This window comes from Pseudomonas sp. Z1-14 (assembly GCF_051132005.1).
In the GTDB taxonomy this organism is placed as follows: domain Bacteria; phylum Pseudomonadota; class Gammaproteobacteria; order Pseudomonadales; family Pseudomonadaceae; genus Aquipseudomonas.
On sequence record NZ_CP071646.1, the window covers coordinates 1,263,632 to 1,290,193 of the forward strand.

The 26,562-nt window shown below is 62.2% G+C and carries 26 protein-coding genes; 11 read left to right on the forward strand and 15 right to left on the reverse strand.

Annotated features, from left to right (window positions below):
• Positions 1-5: 5 nt before the first annotated feature.
• The 7 genes from J3P89_RS05980 to J3P89_RS06010 all read right to left on the reverse strand — a co-directional run bounded on the left by J3P89_RS05980 (position 6) and on the right by J3P89_RS06010 (position 9,260).
• Entirely contained in the window at positions 6-1,124 is a 1,119-nt protein-coding gene (locus tag J3P89_RS05980; RefSeq protein ID WP_434628819.1) for a succinylglutamate desuccinylase/aspartoacylase family protein, read from the reverse strand.
• A gap of 28 nt (positions 1,125-1,152) precedes the next feature.
• The gene (locus J3P89_RS05985) at positions 1,153-1,863 is read right to left on the reverse strand and encodes an ABC transporter permease (protein WP_434628821.1); all 711 of its coding nucleotides are present in this window, start codon (positions 1,861-1,863) and stop codon (positions 1,153-1,155) included.
• Positions 1,860-2,588 (reverse strand): ABC transporter permease, encoded by a 729-nt coding sequence (locus J3P89_RS05990; RefSeq protein ID WP_434572215.1) that lies wholly within the window; start codon positions 2,586-2,588, stop codon positions 1,860-1,862. The genes J3P89_RS05985 and J3P89_RS05990 overlap by 4 nt, the downstream gene beginning before the upstream one ends.
• Before the next feature lie 57 nt (positions 2,589-2,645).
• Entirely contained in the window at positions 2,646-3,428 is a 783-nt protein-coding gene (locus J3P89_RS05995; RefSeq protein WP_434696982.1) for a transporter substrate-binding domain-containing protein, read from the reverse strand.
• A 340-nt stretch (positions 3,429-3,768) separates the two neighbouring features.
• Positions 3,769-5,457: an ATP-dependent DNA ligase gene (locus J3P89_RS06000; protein ID WP_434696984.1), complete on the reverse strand. Its 1,689-nt coding sequence runs from the start codon at positions 5,455-5,457 to the stop codon at positions 3,769-3,771.
• Positions 5,454-6,485, reverse strand: coding sequence for a ligase-associated DNA damage response exonuclease (locus tag J3P89_RS06005; RefSeq protein ID WP_434696986.1), 1,032 nt, complete (start codon positions 6,483-6,485; stop codon positions 5,454-5,456). Before J3P89_RS06005 ends, J3P89_RS06000 begins: the two co-directional genes overlap by 4 nt.
• Positions 6,486-6,809: 324 nt before the next feature.
• Positions 6,810-9,260: a penicillin acylase family protein gene (locus J3P89_RS06010; RefSeq protein WP_434696988.1), complete on the reverse strand. Its 2,451-nt coding sequence runs from the start codon at positions 9,258-9,260 to the stop codon at positions 6,810-6,812.
• A 185-nt stretch (positions 9,261-9,445) separates the two neighbouring features.
• On the opposite strand from J3P89_RS06010, the gene J3P89_RS06015 reads away from it, so the two are divergent.
• Complete coding sequence (locus J3P89_RS06015) at positions 9,446-10,003, forward strand: cysteine hydrolase family protein (protein WP_434696989.1); 558 nt, start codon at positions 9,446-9,448, stop codon at positions 10,001-10,003.
• Positions 10,004-10,143: 140 nt separating this feature from the next.
• Here J3P89_RS06015 and J3P89_RS06020 read toward each other — a convergent pair whose 3' ends face one another.
• The 4 genes from J3P89_RS06020 to J3P89_RS06035 all read right to left on the reverse strand — a co-directional run bounded on the left by J3P89_RS06020 (position 10,144) and on the right by J3P89_RS06035 (position 11,897).
• Positions 10,144-10,347, reverse strand: a complete 204-nt coding sequence (locus J3P89_RS06020) for an SEC-C metal-binding domain-containing protein (protein WP_003198420.1) — start codon at positions 10,345-10,347, stop codon at positions 10,144-10,146.
• 5 nt (positions 10,348-10,352) lie between these two features.
• On the reverse strand, positions 10,353-10,838 hold the full coding sequence (locus J3P89_RS06025) for an LEA type 2 family protein (RefSeq protein WP_434601666.1): 486 nt from the start codon (positions 10,836-10,838) through the stop codon (positions 10,353-10,355).
• A 70-nt stretch (positions 10,839-10,908) separates the two neighbouring features.
• Entirely contained in the window at positions 10,909-11,385 is a 477-nt protein-coding gene (locus J3P89_RS06030) for a YchJ family protein (RefSeq protein ID WP_434631174.1), read from the reverse strand.
• Positions 11,386-11,399: 14 nt separating this feature from the next.
• Positions 11,400-11,897 carry a DUF6231 family protein gene (locus J3P89_RS06035; RefSeq protein ID WP_434601665.1) on the reverse strand — a complete coding sequence of 166 codons (498 nt, stop codon included), beginning with the start codon at positions 11,895-11,897 and terminating at the stop codon, positions 11,400-11,402.
• A 192-nt stretch (positions 11,898-12,089) separates the two neighbouring features.
• Between J3P89_RS06035 and J3P89_RS06040 the strand changes: the two genes are divergently transcribed.
• From J3P89_RS06040 to J3P89_RS06055, 4 genes are all read left to right on the forward strand, one after another.
• Positions 12,090-12,791, forward strand: coding sequence for an OmpA family protein (locus tag J3P89_RS06040; RefSeq protein WP_434696991.1), 702 nt, complete (start codon positions 12,090-12,092; stop codon positions 12,789-12,791).
• A 90-nt stretch (positions 12,792-12,881) separates the two neighbouring features.
• Positions 12,882-13,607, forward strand: a complete 726-nt coding sequence (locus J3P89_RS06045) for an OmpA family protein (RefSeq protein ID WP_434696993.1) — start codon at positions 12,882-12,884, stop codon at positions 13,605-13,607.
• 145 nt (positions 13,608-13,752) lie between these two features.
• Positions 13,753-14,025, forward strand: coding sequence for a DUF1145 domain-containing protein (locus tag J3P89_RS06050; RefSeq protein WP_434628836.1), 273 nt, complete (start codon positions 13,753-13,755; stop codon positions 14,023-14,025).
• On the forward strand, positions 14,018-14,776 hold the full coding sequence (locus tag J3P89_RS06055; RefSeq protein WP_434696996.1) for a collagen-like protein: 759 nt from the start codon (positions 14,018-14,020) through the stop codon (positions 14,774-14,776). The genes J3P89_RS06050 and J3P89_RS06055 overlap by 8 nt, the downstream gene beginning before the upstream one ends.
• A 124-nt stretch (positions 14,777-14,900) precedes the next feature.
• Here the strand turns inward: J3P89_RS06055 and J3P89_RS06060 are convergent, their stop codons facing one another.
• On the reverse strand, positions 14,901-15,365 hold the full coding sequence (locus tag J3P89_RS06060; RefSeq protein ID WP_305499219.1) for a CopD family protein: 465 nt from the start codon (positions 15,363-15,365) through the stop codon (positions 14,901-14,903).
• 99 nt (positions 15,366-15,464) lie between these two features.
• Between J3P89_RS06060 and dinG the strand changes: the two genes are divergently transcribed.
• From dinG to pdxH, 4 genes are all read left to right on the forward strand, one after another.
• A complete protein-coding gene (gene dinG / locus J3P89_RS06065) occupies positions 15,465-17,609 on the forward strand; it encodes an ATP-dependent DNA helicase DinG (protein WP_434696998.1) in 2,145 nt (714 codons plus the stop codon).
• 258 nt (positions 17,610-17,867) lie between these two features.
• Positions 17,868-19,013, forward strand: coding sequence for a serine hydrolase domain-containing protein (locus tag J3P89_RS06070; RefSeq protein WP_434572239.1), 1,146 nt, complete (start codon positions 17,868-17,870; stop codon positions 19,011-19,013).
• Positions 19,014-19,131: 118 nt separating this feature from the next.
• Positions 19,132-20,250: an OmpA family protein gene (locus J3P89_RS06075; RefSeq protein ID WP_434656176.1), complete on the forward strand. Its 1,119-nt coding sequence runs from the start codon at positions 19,132-19,134 to the stop codon at positions 20,248-20,250.
• Positions 20,251-20,274: 24 nt separating this feature from the next.
• Positions 20,275-20,922: a pyridoxamine 5'-phosphate oxidase gene (pdxH, locus tag J3P89_RS06080; RefSeq protein ID WP_434696999.1), complete on the forward strand. Its 648-nt coding sequence runs from the start codon at positions 20,275-20,277 to the stop codon at positions 20,920-20,922.
• On the opposite strand, the gene J3P89_RS06085 is transcribed toward pdxH, so the two are convergent.
• A complete protein-coding gene (locus tag J3P89_RS06085) occupies positions 20,870-21,154 on the reverse strand; it encodes a hypothetical protein (RefSeq protein ID WP_434572245.1) in 285 nt (94 codons plus the stop codon). The two genes, pdxH and J3P89_RS06085, sit on opposite strands and share 53 nt — an antisense overlap.
• 172 nt (positions 21,155-21,326) lie before the next feature.
• Here J3P89_RS06085 and J3P89_RS06090 point away from each other — a divergent pair, with 172 nt between their 5' ends.
• Positions 21,327-21,791, forward strand: coding sequence for a glycine zipper 2TM domain-containing protein (locus J3P89_RS06090; RefSeq protein ID WP_003184697.1), 465 nt, complete (start codon positions 21,327-21,329; stop codon positions 21,789-21,791).
• Between the two features lie 468 nt (positions 21,792-22,259).
• Here J3P89_RS06090 and nhaA read toward each other — a convergent pair whose 3' ends face one another.
• A complete protein-coding gene (gene nhaA / locus J3P89_RS06095) occupies positions 22,260-23,447 on the reverse strand; it encodes a Na+/H+ antiporter NhaA (RefSeq protein WP_434697001.1) in 1,188 nt (395 codons plus the stop codon).
• 266 nt (positions 23,448-23,713) lie between these two features.
• Here nhaA and J3P89_RS06100 point away from each other — a divergent pair, with 266 nt between their 5' ends.
• Positions 23,714-24,808 (forward strand): PLP-dependent cysteine synthase family protein, encoded by a 1,095-nt coding sequence (locus tag J3P89_RS06100; protein ID WP_434697003.1) that lies wholly within the window; start codon positions 23,714-23,716, stop codon positions 24,806-24,808.
• A 121-nt stretch (positions 24,809-24,929) separates the two neighbouring features.
• Here the strand turns inward: J3P89_RS06100 and J3P89_RS06105 are convergent, their stop codons facing one another.
• Positions 24,930-26,543 carry an NAD(P)/FAD-dependent oxidoreductase gene (locus tag J3P89_RS06105; RefSeq protein WP_434697005.1) on the reverse strand — a complete coding sequence of 538 codons (1,614 nt, stop codon included), beginning with the start codon at positions 26,541-26,543 and terminating at the stop codon, positions 24,930-24,932.
• Positions 26,544-26,562: the final 19 nt, after the last annotated feature.

Below are 26,562 nucleotides of genomic sequence, written 5' to 3' on the forward strand. Positions count from 1 at the left end.
CATCCTCAAGGCGAAAGTAGGTAGCCGCTGCGGTAGGCTTCGGTCCCGGCGACATGGGCGATGACCATGCCGGCGGTGGCCATGCGACGCAGCGAGCGGGCGTACAGCAGCCCGGCATTACGGCAATGAACGGGGGTGACGGTATCGTTGACCGGGTCGATGATTTCGGCGATCAGCTGTCCCGCCTCCAGGTACTCACCGGGTAGGGCGCTGTACACCAGCAGGCCGCCGACCGGTGTCGCCACCGGTTCGACGCCGGCCAGCGGCGTGGCCGGGTAGGGCAGGTCGGGCACCGGCACCGGCTCACCGTCAATGGCGCCGAAGTGGATCAGGTATTCGATCAGGGCCTGACAGTCGAGACTCGCCAGGCCATGGTTGACGTCACCCTGGCCGCGCAATTCGACAGTTACCGAAAAGCTGCCCAGGGGAATTTCGAAGCGCTCACCGAAACGCTCCTTGAGCTGCCACCAGAGCAGCGTGAAGCATTCGTCGAACGATTGGCCGCCCGAGTCGGTCGCCAACAGGCTGGCCTCGGCGCCGATGTAGCGCGCCAGCGGCTCGACCCGCGGCCAGGCCTCGGGCGTGGTGTAGAGATGGGCGACGGCTTCGAAATCGCAATGCAGGTCAAGCACCATGTCGGCATCACACGCCAGGCGTTGCAGGACCAGGCGCTGGGATTGCAGTTGGGTGCTGGCGGTCTGCCGACTCAGGGCGTCGCGCAGGCTGGTGCGGATCAGCATCAGGTTGTGCTGCGGGTCGTCGGTCAGCAGGCCTTCGATTTCGTTGCCGATCTCTTCGCTCAGGTCGACGAACCGGCGGTTGAAATTTTGCCCGCTCTCCAGTTCGTAACGGCCCAGGGGCACGTCCATCAGTACCTGTTCGAGGCCGATCGGGTTGGCGACCGGCACCAGCACGATTTCGTGCCGCAGGTGGCCCGAAGCCTCGAGTTCGGCCAGGCGCTGCTTGAGGTGCCAGGCGACCAGCATGCCGGGCAATTCATCGGCATGCAGGGACGACTGGATATAGATTTTGCCGACGGCTTTTTCCGGGCCGAAGTGAAAGCTGTGGATCTTGCGTGCGGTCCCCGGCAGCGGGGCCAGCAGGTCATGAATCTGGTGGCGCATTTACATGTATGTCCTGGGAACGGAAGCCTTAGTGGGTCGGCCCGAGAAAGGCCAGCCAGCGGCGTTCGGCGAGACGGAAGAGGCCCACCAGTGCAAACGTGACGGTCAGGTAGATCAACGCGGCGATCCCGAACGACTGGAACGTCAGGAAGGTGGCCGAGTTGGCGTCCCGGGCGACCTTCAGCACGTCTGGAACGGTAGCGGTGAACGCCACGGTCGTCGAATGCAGCATCAATATCACTTCGTTGCTGTAATAAGGCAGCGAACGACGCAGCGCTGACGGCATGATCACGTACGTGTAGAGCTTCCAGCCGGTCAATCCGTAAGCCTTGGCCGCTTCGACTTCGCCGTGGTTCATGCTGCGAATCGCCCCGGCAAAGATCTCCGTGGTGTAGGCGCAGGTGTTCAACGCGAACGCCAGGATGGTGCAGTTCATCGCGTCGCGAAAGAAGCTGTCGAGCACGGGTTGGGCACGCACCGCCTCGATGCTGTAGATGCCGGTGTAGCAGATCAGCAATTGGATATAGAGCGGCGTACCGCGAAACAGATAGGTGTAGAACTGCACCGGCCAGCGCACGTAGACCTTGGGTGAAACCCGGGCAATGGACAGCGGAATCGACACCACAAAGCCGATCAACAGCGCGGCGCTGAGCAGCCACAGGGTCATTGCCAGGCCGGTGATGTGGACGCCGTCGCTGTAGAGAAACGGTCGCCAGTATTCTTGCAGGAGTTCGATCATCGCACGGCCTCCCGGGCTCCGGCGGCGTAGCGGCGTTCAAGCCAGCGCAGGATAAAGTTGGATGCACTGGTGATCAGCAGATAGATGAGCGCCGCCAGCACCAGGAAATAAAACAGCTGGTAGGTGCTTTTGCCCGCATCCTGGGCGGCCTTGACCAGGTCGGCCAGGCCGATGATCGACACCAGGGCGGTGGCCTTGAGCATGACCATCCAGTTGTTGCCGATCCCCGGCAGGGCAAAGCGCATCATTTGCGGGAACACCACGTAACGGAAACGTTGGCCACGCTTGAGACCGTAGGCCGTGGCCGCTTCGACCTGCCCGCGAGGCACCGCGAGGATCGCGCCGCGAAAGGTTTCGGTGAAGTACGCACCGTAAATGAAGCCCAGGGTGATGACCCCGGCGCCGAACGGGTTGATCTCGATGTATTCCCATTCCATGAAATCGGTAAAAGACGTCAGCCAGGTTTGCAGGCTGTAGAAGATCAGCAGCATCAGCACCAGGTCGGGTACGCCGCGAATCAGCGTGGTGTAGAGCTGGGCCGGAATACGCAGCAGTTTGACGCTGGACAATTTGGCGCTGGCGCCGAGCAACCCGAGCAGGACGCTAAGCAGCAAGGACAGGGCCGACAGCTTGATGGTCATCCAGGTGCCTTGCATCAGCAGCGGGCCAAAGCCCTGCAGGCTGAAGGCCGAGAGCCCCAGACTTTGTAGGAATTGTTCGAACATGGACATTGCCTTTGGCAGGAAAAAAGCGCCCACCCGGTTCAGGGTGGGCGCCGCGCATTATTTGCCGCTGTACAGATTCAGATCGCCAAAGTGTTTTTTCTGGATCTCGGCGTATTTGCCGTCGTCGTGTAACGCTTTGATACCTTTATCCAAAAGTGCCTTCAGCTCTTTGTTACCTTTCTTGATACCGATGGCGGTCTTGGATGGCAGCAGTTCGCTGTCTACCGGCTGGCTGATTTCGTAGCCTTCACCTTTTGGCGACTTCAGGAAGCCCAGTTCGGCCTGGAGCATGTCCTGGATCGCGGCATCGAGGCGACCCGAGGTCAGGTCGGCATAGACCAGGTCCTGGTTCTGGTAGGCCTGGGTCTTGACGCCGGCCTTGTCCAGCACGGCCTTGGCGTAGGCTTCCTGGATGGTGCCTTGCTCGTAGCCAACGGTCTTGCCCTTGAGCGAGGCAACGTCTGCGCTCAGGCCCGAACCCTTCTTGAATACATAGGCCGTTGGGCCGGAGAACAACTCGCTGGAGAAGTCGATAGCCTTTTCACGGGCCGGGGTAACGGTCATGGAGGAGATCACGCCGTCGAATTTATTGGCCTTGAGGCCCGGAATCATTCCGTCGAAATCGCTTTCGACCCATTTGCATTTGACCTTCAGTTCTTCACAGATCGCATTGCCCAGGTCGATGTCGAAACCCACCAGGCTGCCATCGGCGGCCTTGGATTCGAACGGGGCGTAGGACGGGTCGACACCAAAACGCAGTTCCTTGTATTCCTTGGCCGTGGCGACGCCGGCGGCCATGCACAACGCCAGTGCAGAAAGGGTCAGCAGTGCTTTTTTCATTATTGAGTCCCTAAAACCAATTTGAGCGCTTGTGGCGCGTAAGATTGTTACCGGTGAAGGTCTGAACGGTATGACGGCATAAAGGTAGCAATTTCCGAACCATAGTGCCGAACAAGTGTTTTAAAAGCACTGGCGGCGAGAGACGGAACGCAATGGTGCGCGGGGGTGAGCGTACATCAAAAAGCGCACCGGGATGGAGCGTGCGTTTGTCCGGTTTTGCTCTTCGTGGCGAGGGAGCTTGCTCCCGCTGGAGGCGCAGCCTCCCTCTGCGGTGCGTCCTTCAGAATCAGGGGGCGCTTCGCGCCCAGCGGGAGCAAGCTCCCTCGCCACGAGAGCGGGGTTACTTGAGAAGATCCTGAAGCGTCGCCAGCGTGTCCGCCTCTTCGACGGTCTTGTCCTGGCGCCAGCGCAGCATCCGTGGGAAACGTACCGCGATCCCGCTCTTGTGGCGCTTGGACAAGGCGATGCCTTCGAAGCCCAGCTCGAAAACCAGGGTCGGCGTGACGCTGCTCACCGGGCCGAACTTTTCCACCGTGGTCTTGCGCACGATGCTGTCGACCTGGCGCATTTCTGCATCGGTCAGCCCTGAATAGGCCTTGGCGAAAGGCACCAGCGTGCGTTCGCGGCTGCCGGGCGGGTTGTCCCACACGGCGAAGGTGTAGTCGCTGTAGAGGCTGGCGCGCCGGCCATGGCCGCGCTGGGCATAGATCAGCACCGCGTCGACACTGAACGGGTCGATCTTCCATTTCCACCACACGCCCATGTCCTTGGTCCGGCCGACGCCGTACAGCGCGTTGCGCGCCTTGAGCATCATGCCTTCGACGCCGAGGCTGCGGGACGCTTCGCGCTGGCGGGCAAGGTCGAACCAATCCTGGCCAGTGACGATGGGCGACGGCAACAGCACCGGACTGTGGCAGCGGGCAATCAGGGCCTCCAGTTGCTCGCGACGCTCGGCCTGGGGCCGGCTGCGCCAGTCCTCGCCTTGCCATTCCAACAGGTCGTAGGCCATCACCACCACGGGAGCGTCTTCCAGCACTTTCTTGCTCAAGGTCTTGCGACCGATGCGCTGTTGCAACAGGGCGAAAGGTTGCACCGCCGGCTGCAGCGGCGCGTCCGGATCAAAGGCATCCTCGGTGATCGCCTGCGGGGCTTTCCAGACCACGATTTCGCCATCGATCACCGTGCCGTCGGGCAACGCCTGCGCCAGGCAATGCAATTCAGGAAAGCGCTCGGTCACCAGGTCCTCGCCACGGGACCAGACCCACAAATGGCCGTCACGCTTGATCACCTGGGCGCGGATTCCGTCCCATTTCCACTCCACCTGCCAGTCGCTGGCCGGCCCCAACAAGGTGTCGAATTGCTCAATCGGTTGTGACAAGGCATGGGCCAGGAAAAACGGATAAGGCTGGCCGCCGCGCTGGGCATGTTCATCGGCGGATTCGCCGGCGATCAGCTTGAGGTAACTGGCCGCGGTCGGGCGATGGGACAGATCGGTGTAGCCCACCAGCCGCTGGGCCACCCGTTTGCTGTCGAGCCCGGCCATCGTAGCCAGCGCCCGGGTGACCAACAGCTTGGACACCCCGACGCGGAAACTGCCGGTGATGAGCTTGATGCAGAGCATCAGGCTGGATCGGTCAAGTTCTGCCCACAGCGCCGGAAGCCGCTGCGCCAGTACCTCTGGCGACTCACCGCGCAACGGCAGGAGTTTTTCCTCGATCCACACCGCCAGGCCTTCATCGGAACTGTGGGGCGATTCGGGCAGTACCAGCGAAATGGTTTCGGCCAGGTCGCCCACGGCCTGGTAACTTTCTTCGAACAGCCAAAGAGACAGGCCGGACACCTGGACCGCCAGCTCCCGGAGGATTTTCACCGGTACCAACTGCCTGGGACGCCCGCCCGAGAGAAAATACACCGCCCAGGCGGCGTCCTCGGGTGGCGCCTTGCTGAAGTAATCCTGCATGGCCGCGAGCTTGGCGTTGCTTGAGGTGGTGGCGTCGAGTTCGGCGTACAGCTCGGCAAAGGCTTTCATGAAGCGTCCTCGCCGCTGTCGCTCGCCACCGCGACGTCCTCTTCGTCATCGCCGTATTCCGTGGTGAAGCCCTGGGCGTCGAGGCCTTGTTCGCAGAGATGACGCACCAGCACGGCCACCGATCCATGGGTGACCATGACCCGTTCGGCGCCGGTCTGTTCGATGGCCCAGAGCAGGCCGGGCCAGTCGGCGTGATCGGAAAGCACGAAGCCCCGATCCACGCCCCGTCGCCGACGGGTGCCGCGCAAGCGCATCCAGCCGCTGGCGAAGGCGTCGCTGTAATCGCCAAAACGTCGCATCCAGGTGCTGCCACCGGCGGAGGGCGGGGCGATGACCAGCGCCTGGCTCATGATCGGATCAGTCTTTTTCACATCGCCGGCATAGATCGTCGGCGGCAGGTGCACGCCGGCTTCGCGATAGACCCGGTTCAGCGGCTCCACCGCGCCATGGGCGAGTATCGGCCCCAGGCTCGCGTCGATGCCGTGGAGGATTCGCTGGGCCTTGCCAAAGGAATAGCAGAACAACACGCTGGCCCGGCCGGCGGCGATGTTCCCGCGCCACCACTGGTTGATCTGATCGAACACCTGCGCCTGGGGCTGCCAGCGATAGATCGGCAGGCCGAAGGTGGATTCGGTGATGAACGTATGACACTTCACCGGCTCGAACGGTGCGCAGGTGCCGTCGGGCTCGACTTTGTAATCGCCGGACGCGACCCACACCTCGCCTTGGTATTCCAACCGCACCTGGGCAGAACCCAACACATGGCCGGCGGGATGAAAGCTCAAGGTCACGCCATGGTGCAGCAGCCGTTCGCCGTAGGGCAGGGTTTGCAGATTGATGTCCTGGCCCAGCCGGGAGCGCAGGATGCCTTCGCCGGGTGCCGCTGCCAGGTAGTGCTGGTTGCCGCCGCGGGCGTGGTCGCCGTGGGCGTGGGTGATGACCGAGCGGTCCACCGGACGCCATGGGTCGATGTAGAAATCTCCCTGCGGACAATACAGGCCTTCGGGGCGGGCAATGACCAGATCCATGCGGTTACCGGGGCGATGGGTTTGTCCGGTAGAGGCAACGGAGGAGGGAGAAGTTCGATCGGTTTTCCTGGTGGGATGGGCTGACGCCATCGCGAGCAAGCTCGCTCCCACAGGTTAATTCGGTTCATTTAAGAAAGGATGCACTTGTGGCGAGGGAGCTTGCTCCCGCTCGGCTGCGAAGCAGTCGTGAACCGGCGGGTGCGGTGTGCCTGATGCTCCGCACATGGCAGGTTTTTGGGGCCGCTTCGCGGCCCAGCGGGAGCAAGCTCCCTCGCCACGGGATCCTCGATTGCCTTAAGTGAATAGCATTAGAGGCAGATCGGCCTATTTTCCCGGCACCAAGGTCAAACGAGTCTTGCCATACGCCCGATCAAAATTCTGCGGTTGCAAGGGCAGGCTTTGATATTGACCCTTGAGCCACGGGTCGAGGCCGTTCAGATAGTTCGGGCTGGCCGGGTTGCCCGACTGGCCGGCGCCGCCCTGGATCGTCAATGGCTCAGGCTGGCTGAAATCAACGATAAAGCGCGTGGCCGGCGCCAGGGTCGTGTTGAAATCCTGGCCCCAGGCGAACGCGGCGGTATTGAGCGTGCTGCCATCGCCGCCGGCTGCCAGCGGGCCGCGTACGGTCTGGCCGCTGGCGTTTTTCCATTCCTGGCGGTGCAGCTTGCCCCACTGCCAGGCGCTGTGGTCAGTGCCCAGCAGACTGTCACCGGCGCTGACGGCCGCCGCGAGGCTGCGAGCCAGGATAACGGCCTTGTCTTCTTTTTGCGGCGTGCGCACATCGTCCCAGAACGGACTGTCCTCACGACCAAGCAAATGATCGGCCTGGGCCGAATAAGACAGCTGGCCGTTGGCGACCAGCGCTTTCCACGCCGGACTGCCCTCGGGGCCCAGTTCATCCAGGAACGTCTGCTTCATGCTTTCTTGCAGGAACAACTCATAGATCGCTGCGTCGGCAGAAACCGGACTGAGCCTGCCATCGAACGCCATCAGGCGGGTATAGGCCTCGCGTGCCTTGGTGCGGTCCGCCACCGGCAGGGCTTCGATGGCTTGCTTGAGTGGCTGGGCCATGCCCGGGGCTTCGAAGACCTTTTTCAGCTTGGCGGCGAATGTCGTGGTCTGGTCGTATTGCATGGCGATCAGGCTGCGCGCGTCGTGCTTGCCTGCGCCGGCCAGTTCGGCCAGGCGCTCGCCACGTTCCGGCGCCGCCCAGGAGTTGGACAGTTGCATGCCGTAGCCATGAGGAATGACGCGCTGGTTGGCGGTGCCGAGCCAACCCTGCGCCGGATCCTGGTCGTAGGGGTGCAGCATCGGATCGGCGTAACCGTCCCAATCGTAACGGCTGTCCCAGCCCGGCGACGGCAACAGGCCTTCGCCCTCGCGGCGGTTCGGGTAGCGACCGGTGACCTGCCAGCCTATATTGCGGGCGTCGGCGAACACCATGTTCACTGCCAGGGCGCGGATCTCCCGGCTCGCGTCGGAGGCTTTCTCGACGTTCTGCGCGCGCGACAGATCGAAGAGCGCGTCCAGGGTCTTGTCGTCGGTGAAGCTCGGCAATTGCAGGGCCAGGCCCAGACCGTTGGCCATGGCCGGACCTTGGGCGCTGTTGAGCAACGGACCGTGGCGGGTTTCGTACACCGCTTCTCTGATCGACCGTTGGCCCTTGATGAAGTAGGTCTCGTTGCGCACGGTCGCCTGCTCCCACTTGCCGTTGGCTTCGTAGGAGAGCCCGTTGCCCTGGCGTCGGATCTTTTCCAGGTACAGGTCCTGGTTGTCGCCGAGAACACTGGTCATGCTCCACGCGACGTTACCGTTGAAGCCCGCGAGGATCATCGGGATGCCCGCCACGGAAAGCCCGGCAGCCTGATATTTGGGCGCGCGAATCTGCACCGGGCTCCAGAGCGACGGCACGCCCAGCGGGCCATGGCTGTCGCCGGCCAACAGGCTCTTGCCGTTGCGGCTGCGCTGCGGGCCGATGGCCCAGTTGCTCGAAGACGCTGCGCCCAGCAGGTTCAGGTTGGCCAACTCGGCGCTGGCCTTGCTGATTTCGTTCAAACCGGGAATCTGCCCATTGAGCCGGACGCCCTGCAGCTTTTCGGCTTCGGTCAAGGGCAATGGCTCGTCCGGGTAGGACGGGCTCAGCCAGGCCAGTTTATCGTTGGTTACGCTCTGGGCCAGCACCAGGGCGGCGACTTCTTCCGGCAGGTTCGCCGATTGGGTGAAGTTAAGCAGGCAGAACAGCAGCGCCGAATCTTCCGGTTTCCAGTATTCGGGTTTGTAGCCGGTGGCGGCCAGGTCCGCCGGCAGCTTGTCGCGGTAGCGGAACAGGTAGGCGTTGACGCCTCGCGCATAGACTTCGAAAAAGCGCTTCAGGCGTGGCGAAGATGCCTTGTACAGCTCATCTGCGCTTTTCTTCAGGTTGACGGCGCGCATGTAGCGGTCGACGTCCAGCCGTTCGGCGCCGGACATTTCCGCCAGGCGGCCCTGGGCGAGCAGGCGCAGGGTGGCCATCTGTGTGATCCGGTCGCTGGCATGCACATAGCCGAGGGCAAACAGGGCGTCATGAAAACTGTTGCTCTCGATCAGCGGCATGCCCAAGGCATTACGCCGGACCGAGACATTCTGCGCCAGCCCCTTGAGCGGTTGTACGCCGGTGGTGGGCGCGACCGTGTCCTGGGTATTCCAGGCCTGGCAACCGCTCAAACCGAGCAGGCTGGCCACTGCTGCGGCAACGCCGAGCTTGGGAAAGAAAGAAATCGAGGCTGGCGAGGCCATGGCAAAGCTCCTGCGGGAGGGGGTGGCACCAATAAAGGCGCTACGTTAGTGAGCAGGAGAAGGGCGCGCAAGCGGGCTTTGGGGTTATTTGATGTTTTGCGATGAAAGCCCGGGCCACCAGAGACTTGCTTGTAAGAGAAGGTGGTGCTCAAGTGTGGGAAAAACCGACGACCGAGAGATCCGGAATGGAGCTACAGAAAAACGCGGCGCTGATCCTTATCGATCAGCAGAAAGGCATCCTCCATCCCAGGCTTGGCCCGCGCAACAATCCCGGGGCGGAGCTGCGCATGCTGGAATTGCTCGGATGCTGGCGAGAGTCGGCGCGGCCAATCATCCATGTCCACCATTTGTCCCGGTCCGAGGCGTCAGTCTTCTGGCCTGGACAATCAGGCGTGGAGGTTCAGGAGCGGTTCAGGCCCATGGCTGGGGAAGGGCTGGTCCAGAAGCAGATGCCCGATGCGTTTTGCGGCACGACCCTGGAGGCGGATTTGCGCAGTGCGGGTATCGGGCAACTGGTGATTGTTGGCGTGGCCACGAACAATTCGGTGGAGTCCACCGCGCGCACGGCTGGCAACCTGGGGTTCGATACGTGGGTAGCCGAGAATGCCTGTTACACCTTCGACAAGCCCGACTTCTTCGGTTATGCCCGTTCGGCTGCCGAGGTGCATGCGATGTCCCTGGGGAATCTGCATGGGGAGTATGCGACGGTGATCAGCGTGGAGCGGATTCTGGCGGCGGGCTGATAAACCGAGATTGAATGTGCTGGCCTCTTCGCGAGCAGGCTCGCTCCCACAGGGAAAAGTGGTGCACCGCAGAACCAGTGTGGGAGCGAGCCTGCTCGCCAAGGCGGCCTAGCAGGCGAAAAATTTTTTTGCCTGGTCCATCAAGCCCCGTGGCACTTCTTGAATTTCTTGCCATTGCCGCACGGGCAAGGGTCGTTGCGACCGACGTCCTTCAGGGCGTTGCGCACGGGTTCCTGATGGGCGTGGCCGCAGTTCGGGCCGTGGACATGGCCGTGATCATGGTCGTGGTGATGATCATGGTCGTGGTTGCAATCAGGGCCATGGACGTGGGGTTGTTGGGTCATCGGGGTTACTCCGCAATTAGATCGGCGGCGATTATCACGCCATTGCGCTCCAGGTGCACGTAGTCGGCGATGAATAAACCGGTTTCCAGCTCCCCCTCCAGACGATAGGGAATCTGTTGCCGGGGTTTCTTCAGCATTTTCACCAGTTCGCGCACCTGCGGCCACAGGTTGGTGCGGATCGGCACCTTGAAATAGGCGCTGTGTCCGGGGCGCACCGTAAACCAGTGTTCATGTTCTCCTTCGGTCAGCAGCAAGTCGTCCAGGTGGATCCGGTAGGTCAGGCCGCGTACGGTGAGGTCGTCTTCGCCGGGGTTGTCGACGCGAAAGTGCAACATGAACTTCTGCTCCAGCAACCGGGCCCGCACCACCTCCACCTTGACCAGATGCACCTGTGGTTCGGGTGCCTCTTCACCTCGCCAGGACGCACACGCCCCTAGCCCGACGAACAGCAGCAGGCAAGTGATGCGCAGCAATCGAGATGTCTGGGTCATGTCCGTGCCTCTGGTTTGTTTCCAGTCTAGCCCCCTTGGTCGGTGGACGAGCGTCGGACGTTTCCGAAAATCAACGAATGAAGTAACTGGCGCAGCACTTCTTGAATTTCTGCCCGCTACCGCACGGGCAGCTGTCGTTGCGTCCCGTCTTGACCGGCACGGTCGGGTCGATGAAATACCAGCGCCCGCCGTTCTGCACAAACGAAGATTGTTCGCGGTGGCTGTGTTCGCCCTGGCCGTCGTGCCAGCGTGCGGTGAAAGTGACGAAGGCATGTTCCGGCTGGCCGCCGAATACCTCGCTGCTCTCCACCTCCAAGCCCAGCCAGGTGCTGCCGGCGCTCCATTCGCTGATGGCCTGGCGGTCGAGGCCATCCTGCTGGGCGGGCAGGGTGGTGCTCACCAGATAATCCACCAGGCCCAGCACATAAGCGCTGTAGCGCGAGCGCATCAAGGCTTCGGCGCAGGGCGCCGGATGACCGTCGTGATAATGGCCGCAGCAGGCGTCCAACGGGTTGCCGCTGCCGCAGGGGCAAATGGTTGTATGCAGGCTAGTGTCCACAGCTACCACCAATATTTTCCAAAGTTTTCCGGGTTGGCCCAGAAACGTGAGTTGAGCCAGTCGGGGACCTGCTTGTATTCAAGCAGATCGTAGGTAAACAGGGTCAGCACCTGATCTTCGCGCTGGAAGCGTTCGCTGGCCTGCAGGGCCAGGGAGAAGAAGTCGGTTTCCTGCCAGCCGCACGCGTTGAGGTCGGCCAGCACGGCAATCCGGCTGGCGTTGAGGTTGCGAATGCCGCCCAACAGGTTCAGACCGTCGCGCTTGGGCAAATGCTCCAGGCAATCGAGCGCCAGGGCCAGGTCGAAACGCCGCGCAGCCAGATCCGCCGGCAAGGGGCCGGGGGCAGCATGGACCACCTCGGTGTCGGGATGCGCCTGCTGGAATGCCTCGAGCGCGGGGAAGCTGCCGGCGCCGATCAGCAGCAGCTTTTGCGGGGCATAGCGGTCAAGCACGGCGGCCAGCGCCTGCTGGGGCGTGCGCGAAGAAATGGCAACGGTCATCGAAGTTCCTCAGTCAGAACCGCCACGATAGCGCGCGTGGACGCACGGGCCTAGAGCGGTTTGTCTTCGAACGCCGCGATCCGCCGTAAACAGGCGGCCAAAGCTGTGGTTGCGTCACGCTGGCGCAGAACCCGAGTCGGGTCTTTACTCCCCTGAATCGGCGCGAAGCCGATCCTTCAAGGAGAAAACCCGATGAGCATAGTTCGGACAGCGTTACCCCTGGTTCTGCTAACCAGTGTGTTGACTGGTTGCGCAGGTTTGCAAAAAACCGACTGGCCGATCTGTGCGGCCACCGGTGGTGTGGTCGGCGCAGGATTGGGCGCCATCGAAAGCAGTTCCTGGATCGGCCCGGGCGCACTGGTCGCCGGTACGGTGGCGGCAGGCTGGTGCTGGGCCCATGGCGATGGCGACGAGGACGGCGATGGCGTGCCGGACAGTCGTGACAAATGCCCGGGCACGCCGAAGGGCGTGCAGGTTGATGCCGACGGCTGCCCACCACCGGCACCCGCACCGACACCGGTGGCTGAAGCGCCCGTGATGGTCCAGGAAGAAACGATCGTGGTCCGCGACGTGCATTTCGAATTCAACAAGGCCACCCTCACGCAGACGGATAAAGAAGTGCTGAGCACCATCGCGACCCGGCTGAAGCAGGAAACCTCCACCGCACAACTGCGAGTGACCGGGCACACCGACAGCGTCGGCAGCGATGCCTATAACCAGAAACTGTCGGAAAAACGCGCCAACTCGGTGGTTCAATACCTGGTCGAAAGCGGCGTGCCTCGCGCCAGTTTCGTCTCGGTGGCCGGCGCCGGGGAAAGCCAACCGGTGGCGGATAACAAAACCGCCGATGGTCGCGCAATGAACCGTCGCACCGAAATCAAGATAAACCGCTGAACCCCTCGTTCTCCGCGGCTTGTACAGTCGCGGATGCGGGTCTTTACTCCTGTGTGACCGGTATGGGCCGGTGACACAGGAGCATTCACCATGAACGTTCTAATCAAGGCCGCCTTACCGCTACTGCTGGCAAGCAGCCTGCTGTCCGGATGCGCCACTCACAGTGATGGCAGTGCCTCGCTCAATCAGCGTACCTGGCCGATCTGCAGCTTGATCGGCGGGCTTGTCGGCGGTGGTCTCGGGGCCATCGAAAGCGGTGGCTGGGCCGCCGGTGGCGCTGCCTTGGGGCTGCTGGGCGGTGGTTTGATCTGTTACGCCCAGGACGGCGACGAAGACGACGATGGTGTATTCGATCGTCGCGACCGTTGTCCCGATACACCGGCCAATACCCCCGTCGAACATCACGGCTGCCCGCTGCCGCAATACCCGGCCAGCACGCCACCGGCCGAGCCGGACATGCCTACCAGCGAAGTCATTACCCTGAACGACGCTGGCAAGGTGCTGTTCGATTTTGACAAGTCCGACCTCACCGCCGCGGCCAGAAGCCAGCTCGATGAGCTGACGGCAAAACTGAGTCACGCCAACGTCGCCAGTATCCGCGTGGTGGGCCACACCGACAGTGTCGGTACCGAGGCGTATAACGAGGGCCTCTCGGAACGTCGGGCCGGTAGCGTGGTGGAGTATTTGCTGACCCAGGGCGTGGCCCCGGCAAAACTCACGAGTGAAGGCAAGGGCGAAAGCCAACCGGTGGCCGACAACGAGACTGATGAGGGGCGGGCCCAGAACCGTCGGGTCGAATTGCATATCCAGCGTTAAACATCATCGCCCAAGCGGGCCAGAGCCGTCGGATCGCCAGGAAGGCGGTCCGCTGGGCCTGGATTAAATTTGCCGGGCCCTCTGGCATATCCTGCGCGCAAGCCGTTACTGTGCGCGCAAAGAATAATTCTCGAACGGGGGGCGTATGAAGGTGTTTTGGTGGCTGGGGCGCGTGCTGACCCTGCTGTTCTGGCTGGTGGTGCTGGTCAATCTGGTCATGCCGTTCGTCCATCCGCTGCATCTGTTGGTCAATCTGGCCGGGGTGTCGTTACTGGCGATCCATCTGCTCGAACTTCTATTGTTCAGGGCTCGGTTTCGTGGTCGTCCCGCTCCTGGCCGTGATCGCCTCAGGGTGCTGCTGTTCGGCATCTTTCACCTGCAAACCCTCCCGACCGCGCCAGAGGCCTCCCATGCGTAAACTGTGTCTGCTCGCATTACTCGTATGCCCGTGGGCCAGCGCTCAAGTGGTCCAGGTGGAAAGCCACTCGTTGATGCGCTTGCCCAACACCACCAGCACGCTTGCCCTGGAGCGATTGGACGTGGCCGACTACGGCACGCTGCTGGTGCCTTCGAACGTCACTGAGCTGTCCATTGGCCAATTGCACCTGGGGCGGGAGGCAAGGATCGCGATCGTTCCGGCACAACAGGCGCTGGAGATGAAAGTCACCCAGGCCGAACTGGCTGAAGGCAGCCAGATCACCGCCCGTGGCGCGCCGGGAACCTATACCAAGGCGGCGCGCCCGGGGCGTAACCTCAATCTGCGCTTCGAGGCGTTGAACGCGCCGCTGCTGTCGGTGGATGCCCGCGGCGGTACCGGTGCGCCAGGTTACGTGGGCCTTGACGGCGCCAACGGCCAGGCACCGGGTTGCACCTGGGGTTCGGCCGGTCGCGGCGCCGACGGCAGCAACGGCGCGGATGGCCAGCCGGGCGCGGCCGGCGCGCTGGTTCGGCTGCAATTGCCCCGCGCTTATCCCGACGAACAGATCAAGGTAATGGTAGATGGCGGCGCTGGTGGCGCGGCCGGGCCTGGCGGCAAGCCTGGCGCGGGAGGCAAGGCCAAGGGCTGCCTGGTCTACACCGCCGACGGCGGCAAGAGCGGCCGTCCCGGTGCCGATGGCCAGCCAGGGCCTGCCGGCGCGGCGGGTGCGGTGACGGTGCAGCGGTTCTGAAGAAAACTTGCCCTGAACCTGTGGGAGCGAGCTTGCTCGCGATGACGGTGTATCAGTCAATATTCCACTGACTGACAAAACGCCATCGCGAGCAAGCTCGCTCCCACAGGGTTGGATAACTGTTTCAGAACATCGGCCGAGCCGCGCCGATCGCCACCACCAGCAACCCGATCAACAGATTGATCCCCACCAGCCTGCGAATCTTCCCCAGCACCGCCGCACCCGTCGGCCAATCCTGCGCCGTCACAGCGTTACGCAATGCTGGCAGTTGCAGGCCCTGGATACGGATGAACAAAGCCGCCATCACCACATACAACCCCATCATTACCTGCACGTAACGCGGCGCGGTTTCAAAACCGGCGAAGCGCATGTGGATCAGCCCCACGCCGCTGATCGGCAAAAGCACTACGGCCACCCAGACCCAGACGAAAAAACGCTGAAACACTTCTACCCACAACTTGAGCCGGGCAGGACCCTCAAGCGCCGTGATTGCGGCGGGTCGCAGGATCATCCAGGCGAAAAACATACCGCCAACCCAGACCAGGGCCGCCAGCAAATGCAGGGTGTAGACGAGGGCAAAGGGTGTCATTGGGTCACTCCGTTCTGCGCAGGATTAATTAGCGGGGTATGATAGCCGCCGATCCGAACCACTGAAAATTTATCCAGCGTTTTTTGCGCCCGACCATTCATGATCAGCACCGAACTCAAAACCACGATCCAGGGCGCCTATTCGCGTTTTCTCGAAGCCAAGAGCCTCAAGCCGCGATATGGCCAGCGCCTGATGATTGCCGAAGTGACAAAAGTCCTAGGTGACATCGACACCGACGACGAAGGCCGGCGCAGCGGCGAGCCTGCCGTCGTCGCGGTGGAGGCCGGCACCGGTACCGGCAAGACCGTGGCCTACAGCCTGGCGGCGATCCCCACCGCCAAGGCCGCCGGCAAGCGCCTGGTGATCGCCACGGCCACCGTCGCCCTGCAGGAGCAGATCGTCTACAAGGACCTTCCCGACCTGATGCGCAACAGCGGGCTGAATTTCAGTTTCGCGCTGGCCAAGGGTCGTGGGCGCTACATGTGCCTGTCCAAACTCGACATGCTGTTGCAGGAAGGCCACGCGCAGACCGCCACCGCCCAGCTGTTCGAGGAGGAAGGTTTCAAGATCGAGGTCGACGAGGCCAGCCAGAAGCTGTTCACCAGCATGATCGAAAAGCTCGCCGGCAATAAGTGGGACGGCGACCGCGACAGCTGGTCCACGGCCCTGGAAGACGCTGACTGGTCGCGCCTGACCACCGACCACAGCCAATGCACCAATCGCCATTGCCCGAACTTCGGCCAGTGCGCTTTCTACAAGGCTCGCGAAGGCATGGGCAAGGTCGACGTGATCGTCACCAACCACGATATGGTCCTGGCCGACCTGGCCCTGGGCGGCGGCGCCGTGCTGCCGGACCCGCGCGACACGATCTATGTGTTCGACGAAGGTCATCACCTGCCGGACAAGGCCATCGGCCATTTCGCCCATTACACCCGGCTGCGCTCAACCGCCGACTGGCTGGAAACCACTGCCAAGAATCTCACCAAACTGCTCGCCCAGCATCCGTTGCCCGGCGACCTGGGCAAGTTCATCGAGCAGGTGCCGGAGCTGGCGCGGGAGATCAAGACGAACCAGCAGTTCATGTTCACCGCCTGCGAGCAGGTGGCCGACTTCAAGCCCGGCGAAGATGTCGAGGGCCGCGAGCGGCCACGCCATCGGTTTGTCGGCGGGGTGATCCCCGAGCATATGCGCGAGATGGGCATCGAACTCAAGAAGGGCTTCGCGCGCCTGACCGACCTGTTCACGCGCCTGACCGATCTGCTCAAGGAAGGCATGGATGGCGAGGTCAATATCGGCATCGCCAGCAACCAGGCCGAGGAGTGGTATCCATTGTTCGGCAGCTTGCTGTCCCGCTCCCAGGGTAACTGGGAGCTGTGGACCGCGTTCACCACCGAAGACCCGGAAGACAATCCGCCGATGGCGCGTTGGCTGACGCTGGCCGAGAGCGGCTCGCTGTTCGACATCGAGGTCAATGCCAGTCCGATCCTGGCGGCGGACATGCTGCGGCGCAACCTGTGGAACGTCGCCTACGGCGCGCTGGTAACCTCCGCCACGCTGACGGCCCTGGGCACTTTCGACCGTTTCCGCATGCGCGCCGGCCTGCCGAAAAAAGCCGTGACCGCCGTGGTCCCGAGCCCCTTCCACCATGCCGACGCCGGCGTGCTGCGAGTGCCGGACCTCAAGGCCGATCCGCGCGATGCCGCCGCCCACACTGCCGCGATCATTCGCGAGCTGCCTGCGCTGGTGGAAGGTTCGCGCGGCACCCTGGTGCTGTTTTCCTCGCGCAAACAGATGCAGGACGTCTTTGACGGTCTCGATCGTGACTGGCGCAAGCAGGTGTTCATCCAGGGCAACCTGTCGAAGCAGGAAACCTTGAACAAGCACAAGGCCCGGGTCGATGGCGGCGATTCCAGCGTGCTGTTCGGCCTGGCGAGCTTTGCCGAAGGCGTCGATTTGCCGGGGGCCTATTGCGAACACGTGGTGATCGCGAAGATTCCATTCTCGGTGCCGGACGATCCGGTGGAAGCCGCGTTGGCCGAATGGATCGAAGCCCGTGGCGGCAACCCCTTCATGGAGATTTCCGTGCCGGATGCCTCGCTGAAGCTGGTCCAGGCCTGTGGCCGCTTGCTGCGTACCGAGGAAGACCGCGGCACCATCACCCTGCTCGATCGCCGGCTGGTGACTCAACGCTACGGCAAGGCGATCCTCAACGCGCTGCCGCCGTTTCGGCGGGAGATTTCCTAGACGTCTGGCGAGGGGGCTTGCGTGGCGAGGGAGCTTGCTCCCGCTGGGTTGCGCAGCAGCCCCAAAACCTGACGCGGTGGTGTATCAGGCCAAACGCGTTGAATTTTCCAAGGCCTGCTACGCAGTCCAGCGGGAGCAAGCTCCCTCGCCACAGGGGGCTGCGTTCAACCAGCCGTCTTGCGGCGGTTCCCAAAAGCCCCAATCGCTGAAACAATGCCAGCCATTGACAAAAAAGCTTTTGTTCCAAGGGAGTTACGGGTGCAAATTCAAGGTCATTACGAGCTTCAGTTCGAGGCCGTGCGTGAAGCGTTTGCGGCGCTGTTCGACAATTCCCAGGAGCGCGGCGCGGCGTTATGCATTCAGGTGAGCGGCCGCACCGTCGTCGACATCTGGGCCGGCACCGCCGACAAGGATGGTCATGAAGCCTGGCACAGCGACACCATCGCCAATCTGTTTTCCTGCACCAAGACATTCGCCGCCGTAACTGCCTTGCAACTGGTAGCCGAGGGCAAGCTGCAGCTCGATGCGCCGGTCGCCCGCTACTGGCCCGAGTTCGCGGCCGCCGGCAAGGAGTCCGTCACCCTGCGGCAATTGCTCTGCCATCAGGCCGGACTACCGGCGCTGAGAGAGTTGATGGCGCCTGAAGCACTTTATGACTGGCAGGCCATGACCGATGCCCTGGCGGCTGAAACGCCTTGGTGGACGCCTGGCGAGGGCCACGGTTATGCCGCGATCACCTACGGCTGGTTGATCGGCGAGTTGCTGCGCAGGGCTGATGGCCGAGGGCCGGGTGAGTCCATCGTGGCTCGGGTCGCCAGACCGCTGGGGCTGGATTTTCATGTCGGCCTGGCGGACGAAGAATTTCATCGCGTGGCGCATATCGCCCGTGGCAAAGGCAACGCCGGAGATGCGGCGGCACAGCGCCTGTTGCAGGTGACGATGCGTGAACCTTCGGCCATGACCACCCGAGCCTTCACCAACCCGCCATCGATCATGACCAGCACCAACAAACCCGAGTGGCGCCGCATGCAGCAACCGGCCGCCAACGGCCACGGCAATGCCCGGAGCATCGCCGGGTTCTACGCCGGTCTGCTCGACGGCAGCCTGCTGGAAGGCGAAATGCTCGACGAACTGACCCGCCAGCACAGCTTCGGCGAGGACAAGACTTTATTGACCCAGACCCGTTTCGGCCTGGGTTGCATGCTCGACCAGGCGGATGTGCCCAACGCGACCTACGGCCTCGGGCCGCGGGCGTTTGGTCACCCTGGGGCAGGGGGCTCCATCGGTTTTGCCGATCCCGAGCATGACGTTGCGTTCGGTTTCGTGACCAACACATTGGGACCTTACGTCCTGATGGACCCGCGCGCGCAGAATCTCGCGCGGGTGCTTGCCACTTGTCTGTAAATAGTGGTTGTCGGTAATGCATACAGGAACCTCGGCTCCTTTGCGGTTTCCAAGCGTCTGTTTATGCGGCCGGAACATGGCCTCTGTTTTTTCATCCTGATCATTTTGTGGATATCCAATGTCATCGAATAAAACCCTCGCTCTGGCGCTGTGCTTCGCTATTACCGGTTGCGCACAAAACCCACAAAATGATGCCGAGGGCGGCGGTGGCTGGTGGCCGTTCGGCTCGTCCGACAAGGTTGCGAGCAAGGATGCGGCGCCACCGGCTCCTTTGAAACCCACCGCCCAGGCACCGCAGGCCAAGGCCGAGGGAGCCACACACTGGTGGTGGCCGTTCTCTTCGGATGAATCCGCCGCGGATGATGTCGCCAAAAAAGAACCGCTGAAACCTGAAGCCAAACCTGAAGCCAAGGCGCCAGCCGTGGCCAAGGCCGAAGCCGAAAGCAACGGCAAATGGTGGTGGCCGTTCGGCGGCAAGGAACAGGAGACCGCCAAGGCGGTGCCGATGCCCGACCCGAAAGTCACCCAGGCCTGGCTCGACGACTATGAGCCGAAGCTGCGTACGGCGATCAAGGACAGCAAGCTCGAACTCGAGCGTCGCGATAACGTGCTGGTGGTTACCGCTCCCGCGGACGGTTCGTTCAACCCTGATCGTCCGGCCATGCTGCTGCCGGTGACACTCGGTCCGTTCACTCGCGTCGCCAAGATTCTTGAAGCCGATCCGAAAACCGCCGTACTGATCCTCGGTCACGCCGATACGTCGGGCGCGGCGCCGGCCAACCTGAAGCTCAGCCAGGAACGTGCTCAATCGGTGGCGGCGATTTTCCGTCTCAGCGGTTTGCAGCGTGATCGCCTGATGCTGCGTGGCATGGGCTCGGTGGCTCCGCGTGCGGCCAACGACAGCGTTGAAGGCCGGGCCTTGAACCGTCGCGTCGAGTTGCTGGTTACGCCAGCGAACACCATGGTTGCATTGCTGAGCAAGTACAACATGCCGGCCCCCGCGCCAGTAACCATGGTAGCTGCCCAGGACGTGAAACCCGCCGCGCCGGCCCCGGCCCCGGCGACGAAAAAGGCTGCCGCTCCGGCTGCCAAGAAAGCAGCGGCCAAGAAGGCTCCGGCGAAGGCACCCGCGAAGAAGACCCCGGCCAAGAAGGCTACGCCCGCGAAGAAGCCCGAGCCGGCCAAGGCCGCTGCCGACGGCAAGAAAGTCGCTGCCGCCGATACCGCCAAACAGTGATTGGCTGAACACAAGGAACGCGCCATGACCCAAACCCTGGCTGATATGCGCCGTGACTACACCCGCGATGGCCTGACCGAGGCGCAAGCCCCAGCCGAGCCGTTCGCCTTGTTTCACCAATGGTTTGCCGAGGCGGTGAAAACCGAACAGGCACCGGTGGAAGCCAACGCCATGACCCTGGCGACGGTGGACGCAGACGGCAGGCCTCACTGCCGGATCCTGCTGCTCAAGGGGCTCGATGCCGAGGGCTTCACGTTCTTCACCAACTACGACAGCGCCAAGGGCCAGCAACTGGCCGCGAATCCGTTCGCGGCCATGACGTTTTTCTGGCCGACGCTGGAGCGCCAGGTGCGCATTGAAGGCAAGGTCGTGAAGGTCACCCCACAAGAGTCGGACGCTTATTACCAGGTACGACCGCTGGGCAGCCGTCTCGGTGCCTGGGCCTCACCCCAGAGCCGGGTGATCGCCGGGCGCGGTGAGCTGGAAGACTTGCTCAAGGCCACTGAGCAACGCTTCAGCGACAGCCAACCCCATTGCCCCGAGCATTGGGGCGGCTATCGCCTGTTGCCCGAGCGCATCGAATTCTGGCAAGGCCGCCCGAGCCGCCTGCACGATCGCCTCAACTATCGCCTGCAAGGCGCGGACTGGATTCGCGAGCGTCTGGCGCCCTGACGTCGGAGTAACCTGCCGCAGCGGCCTGGAGCCAGTGCGGCAGGTCCCGACGCTTGATCCCTTGTTCGCGGGCGAGGGCCAGTTGTTGCAGCATGTAGTCTCGCTTCCGTCCATCCTGCCCCGCCAACGACAAGGCCAGGTCGCGGTCCATCCAGCGTTTGATACGTACGTAGAGCCATCCATGAAAGTACAGACCGGCGACGGTGGTGGCGACTATGATGAAGTAATCCATGGAAAATCCCGGTATCGATGACGCGAACTTTCGAAATTGGCGCTACTGTTGGGTGAATTTTTCGGGTGCGCCTGTATCCCACCTGAATGAAAACAATTTTTCCCCGGCAAGGCCGTGACAGGCATCAAGCCGGGGGAGTTTAATGGATCACTGTCTTTTGGAGTTTGATGCTATGCGCAAGTCTGTTTTGCTGGTTGCTTCCTTTTCCACGATGGCGATGTTACTGACAGGCTGCCAGTCAAGCCTGACCGGTGACTCCTATTCCCGTGACGAAGCGCGTCGCGTGCAGACGATTCGCATGGGCACCATCGAGTCCCTGCGCCCGGTCAAGATCGAAGGCACCAAGACCCCGATCGGCGGCGCAGCCGGCGCGGTGGTGGGCGGTGTTGGCGGCAGCGCTATCGGCGGTGGTCGTGGCAGCATCGTGGCAGCCGTGATCGGCGCCGTGGCCGGTGGCCTGATCGGCTCCGCCACTGAAGAAGGCCTGACCCGTACCCAGGGTGTAGAGATCACTGTGCGTGAGGATGACGGCAGCATGCGTGCCTATGTCCAGCAGGTTCAGGAGAACGAAGTGTTCCGTGTAGGTGAGCGGGTGCGGATTTCGACTGTCGATGGTACGAGTCGCGTATCGCACTAAAGGCTATCGGTATGTATCCGTTGCTGCGGTAATGGCTGCTGGAGGTTCCGCTCTTACAGCGGGTCATTCTTGAAGAGCGCAAAAATATAAAACCGACCTGGTTTGATAGGTTTGCGTTTTCGCAGTAGGGGCGGGCTTGCTTGCGAAGACGGTGTGTCAGCCAATGAATATATTGGTAGGGCTGGCCCCTTCGCGAGCAGGCTCGCTCCCACAGGGATTCCATCCCGGTCGCGATGGCGGTGGCTCAGCTACGGAGATGCTAAGCGCTTGTCGCGCTGTTGCTGTTGCTGTTGCTGTTGCTGTTGCTGTTGCTCTGCTTTTGACTTTGATCTCGGCACACCGAGCCCAAGCGAGGTGCCGAGTGGTGGGGCAGAGCGTTTTTGGTTACTTTTGGCGCTCTCCAAAAGTGACTCGCCGTAAGGGCGAAACCCTAAGCAGCCGTGACCGCAGCAACGGATATACACCCCATCAGGAAGCCACCACAGCAGACCTGCGACTAGCCATCGCCGTCACCCCATATCCAATCAGCGCCGCCAGGATCGACCCGGTGAGAATCCCCATCCGATCCATTCCCGCATACTCACTCACCTCCGGCACGAACGCCAGGGAGCCGACGAACAGGCTCATGGTAAAACCAATGCCACAAAGAATCGCCACGCCAAGTATCTGCCCCCAATTGGCCCCGGCAGGCAGACTGGCGATGCCGATTTTCACCGCCAGCCAGGTCAGGCTGAACACGCCGACAGTCTTGCCCAGCAACAGGCCGATTGCGATGCCCATCGGGACATGATGGGTAAAGCTCTCGACCGTGACGCCGCTCAGCGAAAGGCCAGCGTTGGCGAATGCGAACAGCGGCAAGATAATGTAGGCCACCCAAGGATGCAGCGCATGCTCAAGCGTCAGCAGGGGGGAGGTTTCAGCGTTTCTCGTGCGCAGTGGGATGCAGAATGCCAGCGTCACCCCCGCCAGCGTGGCATGCACGCCGCTCTTTAGCACACAGACCCAGAGAATCAAGCCGACCACCATGTACGGCCCGAGCTTGACCACGCCCAGCCGATTCATTGCCACCAGGGTTGCGATGCAGGCCGCGGCCAGCCCCAACGACAGGGTCGACAGCTCGCCGGAGTAGAACATCGCGATAATGACGATGGCGCCCAGGTCATCAATGATCGCCAGCGTCATCAGGAACAGCTTGAGCGATACCGGTACACGCTTGCCAAGCAAGGCCAGCACGCCGAGGGCAAAGGCAATATCAGTAGCCGTAGGAATCGCCCAGCCAGCGAGCGCGGCGGGGTTGTCGCGATTGAGAAACCAGTAGATCAGCGCCGGCACCAGCATGCCGCCTATGGCCGCGGCCCCAGGCAGGACGATCTGCGAAGGTTTCGACAGTTGCCCGTCGAGCACCTCGCGTTTGACCTCCAGGCCAATAAGCAGGAAGAACAGCGCCATCAGGCCGTCATTGATCCATAGCAGCAACGGTTTGGCGATCTTCAACGCACCGACCTGGACGACCACGGGCGTGTCCAGCAGGCCGCCATACAGCCAGGACAGCGGAGAGTTGTTGATGACCAGGGCCAGCACGGCGGCGGCAATCAAGAGCAGGCCGCTGGCAGCTTCCAGCTGGAAAAACCGCGTCAGTGAGTTACGTAGAGCCAAGGTTGCTCTCCATTCATCAAATCAAAAAGATGGCACACCCTAACCCGTACTGTTTGTTGTTAAAACAAAAGTTATATTCTTTTTTGTTATATGTCGTTACAGCGCCTGCGCCGGGCATTCTGGCAGTTGCCGGGCACATTGGACCTTAGCTGTACCTGTGCGGGATGTCGGTTTTTTCCTAAGCTGGTGTCTCGTATTTCCTGAATAGATCGTGCCCCCGGCCATCGGTCTGCCTGAAAGTCCTACCGGCCCTGCGAGAAAACACCATGAACAATCCCCGCCAATGGGCGCGTGAAGCCATCCGTATCATCGAGGCGGATTTCCAACGCAGTGCCGATACGCATCTGATCCCATTGCCGTTGGCCGGACTGCCGGGCATCGAGCTGTATTTCAAGGATGAGTCCAGCCATCCCACCGGCAGCCTCAAGCACAGACTGGCCCGCTCGCTGTTCCTGTATGCATTGTGCAATGGCTGGCTCAAGCCCGGTGCACCTGTGATCGAGGCCTCCAGCGGCTCGACGGCGATTTCCGAGGCGTATTTTGCGCGGTTGCTGGGCCTGCCTTCCATCGCGGTGATGCCTGCCACTACCTCCCGGGAAAAAATCGCCCAGATCGCCTTCTATGGTGGCCAAAGCCATCTGGTGGATGACCCTACGCAGATCTACGCCGAATCCGAACGTCTGGCCCGCGAGCATGACGGGCATTTCATCGACCAGTTCACCTACGCCGAGCGGGCCACGGACTGGCGGGCGAACAACAACATTGCCGAGTCGATTTTCCAGCAGATGCGCTTCGAGCGGCATTCGGAGCCTACCTGGCTGATCTCCAGCCCTGGCACGGGCGGTACAACGGCCACCTTGGGGCGCTACGTACGCTACCGCCAGCACAGTACCCGTGTGCTGTGTGCCGACGCCGAGCGTTCGGTATTTTTCGACTACTACCGCAGCGGCGATGCCAGCCTGCGCCTGGATTGCGGGTCGCGGATCGAAGGGATCGGTCGGCCACGGGTCGAAGCCTCGTTCCTGCCCAAGGTGATCGATGCGATGGTCAAGGTGCCGGACGCCCTGTCCCTCGCGGCCATGCACTACCTGGCCCAGCGGCTGGGACGGCGGGTCGGCGGATCCAGCGGCACCAACCTGATCGGCGCGCTGATCGCCGCGAAGCGAATGGTGGAGGGCGGTGAGTCGGGGTCGATCGTGGCGATTCTGTGTGATGGCGGGGAGCGTTATGCCACGACTTATTACGATCCGGCGTGGCTCAAGGCCCAGGGGCATGAGTTGGACCCATTGATCGATGCGGTGGCGGCATGTGCGGAGCGCGGAGAAGCGCTGCCGGAGAGCGTGTTGCGGGCCAATATCTGACTGGAACACTCAGAAAACCCTGTGGGAGCGAGCCTGCTCGCGAAAGCGGATTAACATTCAATATACATGCTGAATGATTCATCGCTTTCCCGAGCAGGCTCGCTCCCACAGTGAATGGATGTCAGTCCTTCAAGCCAAGAATATCCCGCGCCACCGCTTCGGCGATCCGGATCCCGTCCACGCCCGCCGACAAGATCCCGCCGGCATAACCGGCACCTTCGCCAGCCGGGAACAGGCCTTTGACATTCAAGCTCTGCAGCGTTTCGTTGCGGGTGATGCGCAGCGGCGATGAGGTGCGAGTCTCGATGCCGGTGAGTACCGCATCATGCAGTGAATAACCACGGATCTGTTTCTCGAACGCCGGTAGCGCTTCACGGATGGCCTCGATGGCGAAATCCGGCAGAGCCAGGGCCAGGTCGCCCAGGGCAACCCCAGGCTTGTAGGACGGTTCGACGCTGCCCAGCGCCGTGGACGGCTTGCCGGCGATGAAATCACCCACCAGTTGCGCGGGGGCTTCATAGTTGCTGCCACCGAGCACGAAGGCGTGGGACTCCAGGCGCTCCTGCAACTCGATGCCCGCCAGCGGGCCACCCGGATAATCCACTTCCGGCGTGATGCCGACGACGATGCCCGAGTTGGCGTTGCGCTCGTTGCGCGAGTATTGGCTCATGCCATTGGTCACGACGCGGTTCGGCTCGGAGGTCGCCGCCACCACGGTGCCGCCCGGGCACATGCAGAAGCTGTACACCGAGCGACCATTCTTCGCGTGGTGCACCAGTTTGTAGTCGGCGGCGCCGAGTTTCGGGTGGCCGGCGTACTTGCCCAGGCGTGCGCTGTCGATCAGCGATTGCGGATGTTCAATACGAAAACCCACCGAGAACGGCTTGGCTTCCATGTACACGCCACGGCCGTGGAGCATGCGGAAGGTATCCCGGGCGCTATGGCCCAGCGCAAGGATCACGTGTTTCGAACGGATCTGCTCACCACTGGCCAGCTCGACGCCAACCAGTTGGCCGTCCTCGATCAAAACGTCGGTAACTCGCTCGCCGAAGCGCACTTCACCGCCCAGGGCGCGAATCTGCTCACGCATGTTTTCGACGACGCCGGTCAGACGGAACGTACCGATGTGCGGCTTGCTGACATAGAGGATTTCTTCAGGGGCCCCGGCCTTGACGAACTCATGCAGGACCTTGCGTCCAAGGAATTTCGGATCCTTGATCTGACTGTAGAGCTTGCCGTCGGAGAATGTCCCCGCGCCGCCTTCGCCGAACTGCACGTTGGACTCGGGGTTGAGCACGCTTTTACGCCACAGGCCCCAGGTGTCCTTGGTGCGCTGGCGTACTTCCGGGCCGCGCTCAAGGATGATCGGCTTGAAGCCCATCTGCGCGAGCAGCATGGCGGCGAAGATGCCGCACGGCCCGAAGCCGACCACGATCGGCCGCTCGCTCAAGTCCGCCGGTGCCTGGCCAACCACCTTGTAGCTGATGTCCGGCGCTTCGTTGACATTACGGTCATCGGCGAACTTGCGCAGCACACCGGCTTCATCGCGCACCGACAGGTCGATGGTGTAGATGAAGCACAGCTCGGAGGATTTCTTGCGGGCGTCGTAGCTGCGCTTGAACAGGGTGAAGTCGAGCAGGTCATCACTGGCGATGCCCAGCCGCTGCACGATGGCAGGGCGCAAGTCTTCTTCGGGATGGTCGATCGGCAGCTTGAGTTCGGTGATTCGTAACATGACGGGGTCCGGTTCGCGG